Source organism: Gluconobacter sphaericus NBRC 12467 (assembly GCF_006539125.1).
In the GTDB taxonomy this organism is placed as follows: Bacteria; Pseudomonadota; Alphaproteobacteria; order Acetobacterales; family Acetobacteraceae; genus Gluconobacter; species Gluconobacter sphaericus.
In genome coordinates this window covers 1-8,226 of the sequence record NZ_BJMK01000056.1, presented here as the reverse complement: position 1 = coordinate 8,226, position 8,226 = coordinate 1, and the positions used below count along the sequence as shown (strand labels likewise).

At 55.8% G+C, this 8,226-nt stretch carries 6 protein-coding genes; 4 read left to right on the top strand and 2 right to left on the bottom strand.

The genetic code is table 11. The annotated features are described in order from the left end of the window. On the bottom strand, positions 1-1,775 hold a 1,775-nt coding region (locus GSP01_RS15335), incomplete at its 3' end, for a glycosyltransferase (RefSeq protein WP_255320912.1). Between the two features lie 52 nt (positions 1,776-1,827). After that, on the bottom strand, positions 1,828-3,729 hold the full coding sequence (locus tag GSP01_RS15330) for a glycosyltransferase WbsX family protein (protein ID WP_228124007.1): 1,902 nt from the start codon (positions 3,727-3,729) through the stop codon (positions 1,828-1,830). Positions 3,730-3,878: 149 nt separating this feature from the next. Here GSP01_RS15330 and metX point away from each other — a divergent pair, with 149 nt between their 5' ends. From metX to GSP01_RS13995, 4 genes are all read left to right on the top strand, one after another. Next, positions 3,879-5,069 carry a homoserine O-acetyltransferase MetX gene (gene metX / locus GSP01_RS14010; protein ID WP_141354513.1) on the top strand — a complete coding sequence of 397 codons (1,191 nt, stop codon included), beginning with the start codon at positions 3,879-3,881 and terminating at the stop codon, positions 5,067-5,069. Further along, a complete protein-coding gene (metW, locus tag GSP01_RS14005) occupies positions 5,069-5,674 on the top strand; it encodes a methionine biosynthesis protein MetW (RefSeq protein ID WP_141354511.1) in 606 nt (201 codons plus the stop codon). The genes metX and metW overlap by 1 nt, the downstream gene beginning before the upstream one ends. Positions 5,675-5,803: 129 nt before the next feature. Continuing rightward, on the top strand, positions 5,804-6,412 hold the full coding sequence (locus tag GSP01_RS14000) for a nitroreductase family protein (protein ID WP_141354509.1): 609 nt from the start codon (positions 5,804-5,806) through the stop codon (positions 6,410-6,412). Positions 6,413-6,712: 300 nt separating this feature from the next. Continuing rightward, positions 6,713-8,011 (top strand): DEAD/DEAH box helicase, encoded by a 1,299-nt coding sequence (locus GSP01_RS13995; RefSeq protein WP_141354507.1) that lies wholly within the window; start codon positions 6,713-6,715, stop codon positions 8,009-8,011. Positions 8,012-8,226 lie beyond the last annotated feature (215 nt).

Sequence of the window (8,226 nt, the reverse complement as noted above, 5' to 3'; positions counted from 1 at the left end):
AGTCCGAATTGCTGCTCTAGTATTGTGCGGTAGTTTTTCTGGCGGCTGATATGCGTTTCTGGAAGTGTAAGTCGACTTGCCAGAAGGCGATGCATGTAGGCGATTTCGTCGATGTGATTACGTCGGCTGAGTGTATGGGTGACTGAATCTCCATGTCTTCGGTGCACATTGAGAGGTTGAGCCAGATAGATAATCTCGACGTTTTTCTGTGTGAGTAGTTCAAGATAAATGCGCCAGTCGCCTGCAACACGCAGGTTTTTTAGGTCTGTTTGACAACAATTGATCGCTGCCAATAAATGTTTCGTTCGAAAGAGGGCACTGCTAACGTTGAGGACAAGGTTACGTTCCGACAGGCATCTCCTGAGAAAATTTTCTCCTGTAAAATGACAGTCATTTTCCATTAGTAATCCTGCGCTCTTGGAGTAATAGGAGCGATAGGATGGCAAAATTAAAGCGCCGTCTTCGTTAACGGCCCGACTATCAGTAAATGCCATGACGACAGCGGGCTTGTTCTTGATCCCACCCAGAATACATTCAAGAAATTCCGGTTCACAGAAATCGTCCGCCTCGGCAATCCAGACCCAGTCGCCACGTGCGCTTCTGATGGCTTTGTGCCACTGTTTGAAGACCGAGCCTGAGGGGGCAGTATTCTCGATGCAGATGATTTCCCGATCCCAGTCTTTTGCCGTCTGCCGAGCAATTTCTAAGCTGTTATCGTCTGAGGCGTCGTCGAGCACGATGATTTCAAAGATCGGTACTGTCTGCGCAAAAATTGAAGCAAGGCGGCGGCTCATATAATGAGCGTAGTTGTGTGAGGGGATGACAACGGAAATTTTCGGGATTGCGGGAAGGGCGAGGCTTAGAAGTTTCTGGGCATAATGTTTGAAGCTGAAACGTTGTGCAGCGGCGTAGGCAGTTTTCTGTCGTTCACGGTTCGAGCGTTCTGTGGACCATCCCGCCAGTTTGTTTGCCGCGTTCGCCATCGCGGATATATCCGTAAAAGGAACAATGCTGTTGCGATGGTCTGTTTCAGAATCGATCTGTTGCAGGAGATCCTGAATTCCGCCGCTTTCCTCGAACGCAACACAAGGCAGTCCAGCTGCCAAAGCTTCTAGGACGACGGAGGGATACGGATCTTCGCGTGAAGTGAGAACAAAGACGTCTGCTGCAGCTAGCCATGCCGGCACATTTTCGACCCTGCCAGGCATATGGAATGTGCCACTGGAGAGGGCGTTGGTCAGTTCGGCATGCAGGTTGTTTTTCAGGGATGGGTCGATATCGCCCAGCCAGATACAGTGGACTGTGCCCCGCATTTTGCGCCAGAGCTGAAGGAAAAGGTCAAAGCCTTTGCGCAGGTCTGCATAGCCGGCGCCGATGATGATCCGGTCATCTGTCCTAAGGCCCATTTTCCTGCGGATTGTCTGCCGTGCCTGTAGCGAAAAGGGCGATTCAGTGTAGAGGCCTTGCGGCAGGATTTGCAGTTTGTTGAGAGATTCCAGGTCAAGTTTTTTTGCTATATTTGCCGCTGGTGCAATGACATGGCTTGCCAGTGTACAGGCTTTTTCCATGGGGGCGTGCAGGTTACGATTGCGCAGGAGTGCGGGTAGCTCATGAATGAGGAACAGGAACCTGATATCTGCTTCTGCAAGGTGGGGTGCGAGGGCTGAACTTGCTGCACTGTTAAGAATTGCAGACTGGAATCCCTGGCTGCGGAGATACTTCAGACGCGCTGTGGTGGTTTTTGAGTCCACCGCAACGATCTCTGTGGTCGCCACGCTACGGTATTCGTCGAGGAGAGCGCCGCCGTCGAGAAGGAGGAACTGGATCTCAGTGCCTTAGCGTGCGACCGGTTTCGAGCAGCAGTCGCTGTGCACCTGCGGGAAACGCGTCATGTCCAATCAGAAGGATTCCTGATTGCGAGCGGTTTTTCCCGACGCCAGTACAGGCGCGTGCCGTTGCGTTGAGATAGGCGCTTCCGAAATGCTGATCCGGCTCCAGATAAGCGCCCTCGGCCCATTCATTCCAGGCGTTGATGCAGACAACCGGTTCTCCGAAGAATGTGCGGGACTGGGCCTGTTCGACTAGGCCGCTGAGCCATCGCTCATAGAGTTCCGGCGTTGATCCATGAAGGACGAGGCCTTTACCCTGCCGGCGTGCATCATTATCCCATGAAGGCGCTGCGGTCCTGATCAGGGGGAATGGGGTTCTCGGCTGGGCGAGGGCGTTGTCTACGACTGTGCCGTAGTCATAGACCTGACCGCTGAAGTCGTTATCGAACAGATTGATTTCGTCATTGATCAGATTGCAGTTCGAGACAACCTTGTGGGGTGGAAATTCGATGGCGCCGTCCAGGCCGAAGAGATCGGGGTTTTCGTCACCGAAAGCCTGTCCCATGACAAAAAGCGGATCCAGCCCATGGCGGGTGCGGAACAGAGTACGCCATCTGACGAAGGCGGTCGGAGCATCGGGGATGGTCCCAGGTCGATAGACCATAAGCACCGGTCGGCCATCAAAATGGATATAGCGTGGATCATGCAGATACCGGGCAAAGCAGTCCACAAGGGCTTCATCGTCCTCGGAACGGTAATCCTGCGCGATTAGCAGATCATCGTCTGATCCATCCCAGCGACGGCTCCAGTTCTCGTTGGCCCACATGAGACAGAACGGAAGATCGATCTGCGGGTTGGACAGTAGAATTTCCAGAGGTTGGTCCAGAAGGCGTTTGCGGTTGAACCAGTAGAAATAAAAAATGAAGCCTTCGATCCCCGCGGCCTGGGCCATCGCAGCCTGTCGTTCGAGGATTTCGGGTGTGTTCAAGGTGTAATGACCCAAGTCCCGTGGAATGCGAGGCTGGTAGTGGTCTGAAAAGCGTGGAATGCCTCGGGAGAGGTTCGTCCATTCCGTGAAACCTTCGCCCCACCAGGCGTCATTTTCGGGAATGGTATGAAACTGTGGCAGGTAATAGGCCAGAATACGGGCGCGGCGGATGGCGCTTCGAGGTAAGGGGCATGTTTTTTCAAAAAGCGGCCCTGGTTTGCTCCGGCGCTTTATTTCACTAAAAACCGATACTTCGGTTTCCGGACTGCAGGGATGGATATCCGGCCGGTCGCGATTTTCCAGATAATGTAGCAGCGGATTGCTGTCCGGAGAATGCCGGAGGTATTTCCGTCTGTAATAAAGGGGATCAAACCCGTCGAAAGGTTTGCGGGCCTCGCGAAACCCCTGAACCATGTAGTGCTCGAGCGCATCGATACCAGCTTTGGCGACATCGGGGTAGGCGCGCAGATAAAAGTCTGGATCGAACTCGGGGATCGGGCGCAGTGGTGTGTTGTGACGGTTCTTCAGGTAATGGGCCAGGGCCAGCATCCGTTCCGGAAGGTGGTAGGTCTGCGCGTACCACAGTGGATCGAACCAAGCGATCGGCCGTCGTCCCTCGCGTTCCCCGTGCAGGGCATAATGCAGCAACGGATCGCCGATGACGTCGCGGTTCTGGTTGAGATACCAGTGTGGATCAAAGAAGGGATTGGGTTTACGGCCCTCCCGCCATCCATGCTGATGGTAATGTCGAAGAACGGCGGTTCCGAGCGTGTGCAGGTCGGGGTTGGATTTCAGATAATAAAATGCATCAAAAATGCCGGAATGCCCGAGAATCTGCAGGGGAGATGCGTCAGCCGGAAACGGCGATCTCCGTGAATCTTCAACAGAGGAATGCGAGAACGGATGCGGCATGTATAACTTTTTTACGTTTTTTTAACTTTATTCAAGGTGTTAATTCATCGTCAATCCAAAAGGGGATTTGATCGTATCGGCCGGCAGTGCCATACCGTGGCGCCCGGGAGGCATGAGGCCTCAGTCGTGGCATCAGGGGTGTATCTGGGATGGACATCAGCGCGTCACCGAGTATCGCGGATGGGCCGGTCTACACACATCAGACCGTACGGCTGGACAGCGGTCTCGATCTGGAATGTGGCGTGCATCTGACACCGCTGGAGGTCGCCTACTGCACTTACGGCACGCTCTCAGCTGCGCGGGATAATGTGATCCTGGTCTGTCATGCCCTGACGGGGGACCAGTATCTGGCGGAACGCAATCCTCTGACCGGCAAACCTGGCTGGTGGAGCCGGATGGTCGGGCCGGGGCTTCCGATTGATACGGATCGTTATTTCGTCGTGTGCTCCAATGTCCTTGGCGGCTGTATGGGTACGACGGGGCCGCGGTCGATCTGTGCTGAGACGGGAAAAGCGTGGGACAGTGAGTTTCCGCCAATCACAATGCATGACATCGTGGCTGCGCAGGTGAAGCTGATCGATCATCTGGGCATAGATCGTCTTTTTGCGGTTATCGGCGGCTCGATGGGTGGAATGCAGGCGCTGACCTGGGCTGCAGACTTCCCGGAACGCGTGTTCGCTGCCATGCCGATCGCAACGTCTCCCTTCCATTCGGCCCAGAACATTGCATTCAATGAAGTCAGCCGGCAGGCTATCTTTGCCGATCCAGACTGGCATGACGGCCATTACAGGGATTTCGGTGCCATTCCTGCCCGCGGACTGGGGGTGGCGCGCATGATGGCACATATCACCTACCTGTCCGAGGAAGCTCTCAGCCGCAAATTCGGGCGGCGGGTCCGGCATGACGCGGCAACAGCGGTTCCGGCGTCCAGCAGTCCGTCGCTGTTCGGGGAAATGTTCGAAGTCGAGAGCTATCTGCGTCACCAGGGCTCATCGTTCGTGCGGCGCTTTGATGCCAATTCGTATCTGACAATCACCCGGGCGATGGATTATTTTGATTTGGCCGCAGAACATGACGGTGATCTGGCCAACCCGTTTCGGAAATCACATACCCGTTTCTGTGTCGTGTCGTTTAGTTCGGACTGGCTCTTCCCGACGTCGCAGTCCCGTCTTCTGGTACGGGCACTCAACCGGGCAGGTGCGAACGTTTCTTTTGTGGAAATCGAGAGCGACCGCGGGCATGACGCTTTTCTGTTGGAGGAGCCGGATTTCGACCGGACAATCCGGGGCTTTATCGCGGGTGCAGCCGAACATGCGGCCCTTAAAGCGGGAGAACGCTGATGCGCGTGGACCAGCGGCTCATTGCTGAAATGATTGCGCCCCGCGCCCGTGTCCTCGATGTCGGAAGCGGGGATGGCACCCTGATCGATTATCTGTACCGCACGCGATCCTGCGATGCGCGGGGGATCGAGATCGACATGCAGAACGTGACGCAGTCCGTCGCGCACGGGCTGCCTGTCATGCATGGAGACGCGGATCATGATCTGGCGGACTATCCTGATGATACGTTCGATTACGTTGTGCTGCAAAGAACGCTTCAGGCCGTAGAGCGCCCGCGTGAGGTCCTGAGGCAGATGCTCAGGATCGGGCGTCATGCCATTGTATCTTTTCCGAATTTTGGTCACTGGCGGCTGAGGCTTCAGCTCCTGACGACCGGGCAGATGCCGATGACGCCAGTGTGGAATACACCCTGGTATTCTACGCCAAATATTCATCCTTGTACGATCCGGGACTTTCTCCTTCTCTGCGAGGAAGAGGGTTATGTCATTCAACAATGGCTGGCGATTGATGAAGATGGTGCCCGGGCCCCGTGGCGTCGTTCCATACGGCTGGCCAATCTGTTCGGTGAACAGGCTATGTTTCTGCTCAAGCGTGCGGGGCACTGACTGCGCTGTTTTGAAGGGGACGTTTTGATATTTTGCAGCCTTCGCTCTGCGGTATAGTCAAACCTTGAATCCGGGGTCTGCTTTCCGCAGGTGCTGGGTTAATAACCGTCAGAGTGGAGTTGCCGATTCATGAGCGAAATTCTTCAAGCCATCATATCCCGGCGCGCGACCAAGCATTTTGATCCGGAATATCAGATCCCCGAGGCCGAACTGACGGCCATCCTTGAAGCCGCCCGTCATGCTCCCACTGCCTTCAATATCCAGAATTATCGCTTTCTGGTTGTGCGGGATCAGGAGCAGCGCCGTCGTATCCGCGCCGCAGCTTGGGATCAGTCACAGGTTGAGGACTGTGCTGCGCTGATTGTCATGTGCGCTGACATCAAGGCTTGGGAGAAAGATCCTGCCCGCTACTGGAAAGACGCGCCCGATGCCGTGCGCGAGGGCTATGTCGGCATGATCCGCTCCTATTACGAAGGACGTGAACAGGTGCAGCGGGATGAGGGGATGCGTTCCTGTGGGCTTGCGGCCTATGCGCTCATGATGGCGGCATCTGCGCATGGCCTTCAGACCTGCCCCATGGATGGTTTCGACTTCGCTCGGGTGGGCGAGATCATCAATCTTCCCGCAGATCATGAAATTGTGATGTTCGTCGCGCTTGGGCGTGAGGCATCATCACCAAAGCCTCGTGGCGGGTTTTTGCCTCTTGATGCAGTGGTTCAGTACGACTGCTTCTCTTGATTGCAAAATCTCCAGAAATACCAATGGCTTTTTTCAGATAAGAATTCTTGTCTCCTTGCAATGGGACAAGTGTTGTCCTACATCCCACGGGCAACTTCAGGGGTAGTCTGCTGAAGTGCGATGATGACTTCATAACCCGTCGGTTCTGCGCTGTCCGGGCCCGTTTCAGGCCCGGTGTTACAGGTGAGGCAGGGTGGAAATGGGGTCGCTTGCCATAAATACCTGCGGCCAGTTGGCCAGGCAGGGGATATAACGGTGCGGTTGCCTGAGCATGACCTTGCCGTCTCAAAGGAGGGGTCCATGACCAGTTTTGCTGAACTCAAGCTTGCCGAGCCAATTCAGAAGGCTCTCGCGGAAGAAGGCTACACCACGCCGACCCCAATTCAGGCAGGTGCCATCCCTTATCTGCTCGAAGGTCGCGATCTTCTCGGCCTGGCGCAGACCGGCACGGGCAAGACGGCAGCATTCGCGCTCCCTATTCTGAACCATATCTTCACCAACCGTCGTCCCGCGCCGCCGAAGGGCGTCCGTGCTCTGGTTCTTGCGCCCACGCGTGAACTGGCGTCGCAGATTGGTGAGAGCTTTGCCGCTTATGCGCGGCACATGAAGTTCTCTTACGCCGTCGTGTTCGGTGGGGTCGGGCAGGGACGTCAGATCGAGGCCACCCGTCGCGGGGTGGACGTCCTCGTGGCTGCACCTGGTCGTCTTCTTGATCTGATCGGGCAGAAGCATATCGATCTCTCCACTCTGGAAATCCTCGTTCTTGACGAGGCTGACCGGATGCTGGACATGGGCTTCGTGCGCGATATTCAACGCATCATGGCCCTGCTTCCCCAGCAGCGCCAGACCCTCCTGTTCTCGGCGACCATGCCGCCGTCTATCAGCGATCTGGCCCATTCGCTTCTGAAGAACCCGGCAACGGTTCAGGTCACGCCTGAATCAAGCACGGTTGATCGCATCAATCAGGCTGTCATGTTCGTTGATTCGGACAGTAAGAAAGATGCGGCTCTTATGCTGTTGGAAAGCCCGAGCGTTGCTCGTGCTGTGGTTTTCACGCTGATGAAGCATGAAGCCAACAAGGTTGCCGAGTTCCTGAACAAAAACGGGATCCGGGCGGAAGCCATCCACGGTAACAAGTCTCAGGGTGCTCGTGAGCGTGCTATGGCTGGTTTTCGCAGTGGCGCCATCAAGGCGCTGGTCGCAACCGACATCGCGGCCCGTGGTATCGACGTGGACGAGGTCAGTCACGTCTTCAACTACGATCTGCCGAATGTGCCGGAATCTTATGTCCATCGTATCGGCCGGACGGCCCGGGCAGGACGTGAAGGTTGCGCAGTCTCCCTGTGTGACGCTGAACAGCGCGCATGGCTCAAGGATATTGAGAAGAAGATCGGTAAGCCCATTCCGGTTGTGACGGACCACCCCTTCCATTCCGAAGAGGCCCGACTGTCCACGCAGCGTCCGCCAGTTTTGGGCGGTGGTCGTGGTGGTGGCGGCGGTGGTGGGCGTCGTCGTTCGGGACCGCCCTCGGGTGGTCGTCCAGGTGGTGGCCGTGGTGGTCCCCCTGGTCGTGGCGGTCCCCGCCCAGGGGCACGCTGATCTCATTTAAACGCATACTGAAAAGCCCGTCCCTGCAAATGCAAGGGCGGGCTTTTTACATTTTAGGCTGACAGTACGTAGAAAAATACTGTGCTCCAAGCGCGGTGCGCTGATCTTCTTTTTTATGAGGTATTTGGCGAAGAGGGTACGCCGATCCGGGACATCACAAAAAAGAAGATCAGCGCCCTAGGATCAGGCCCCATTGATTTGATTGT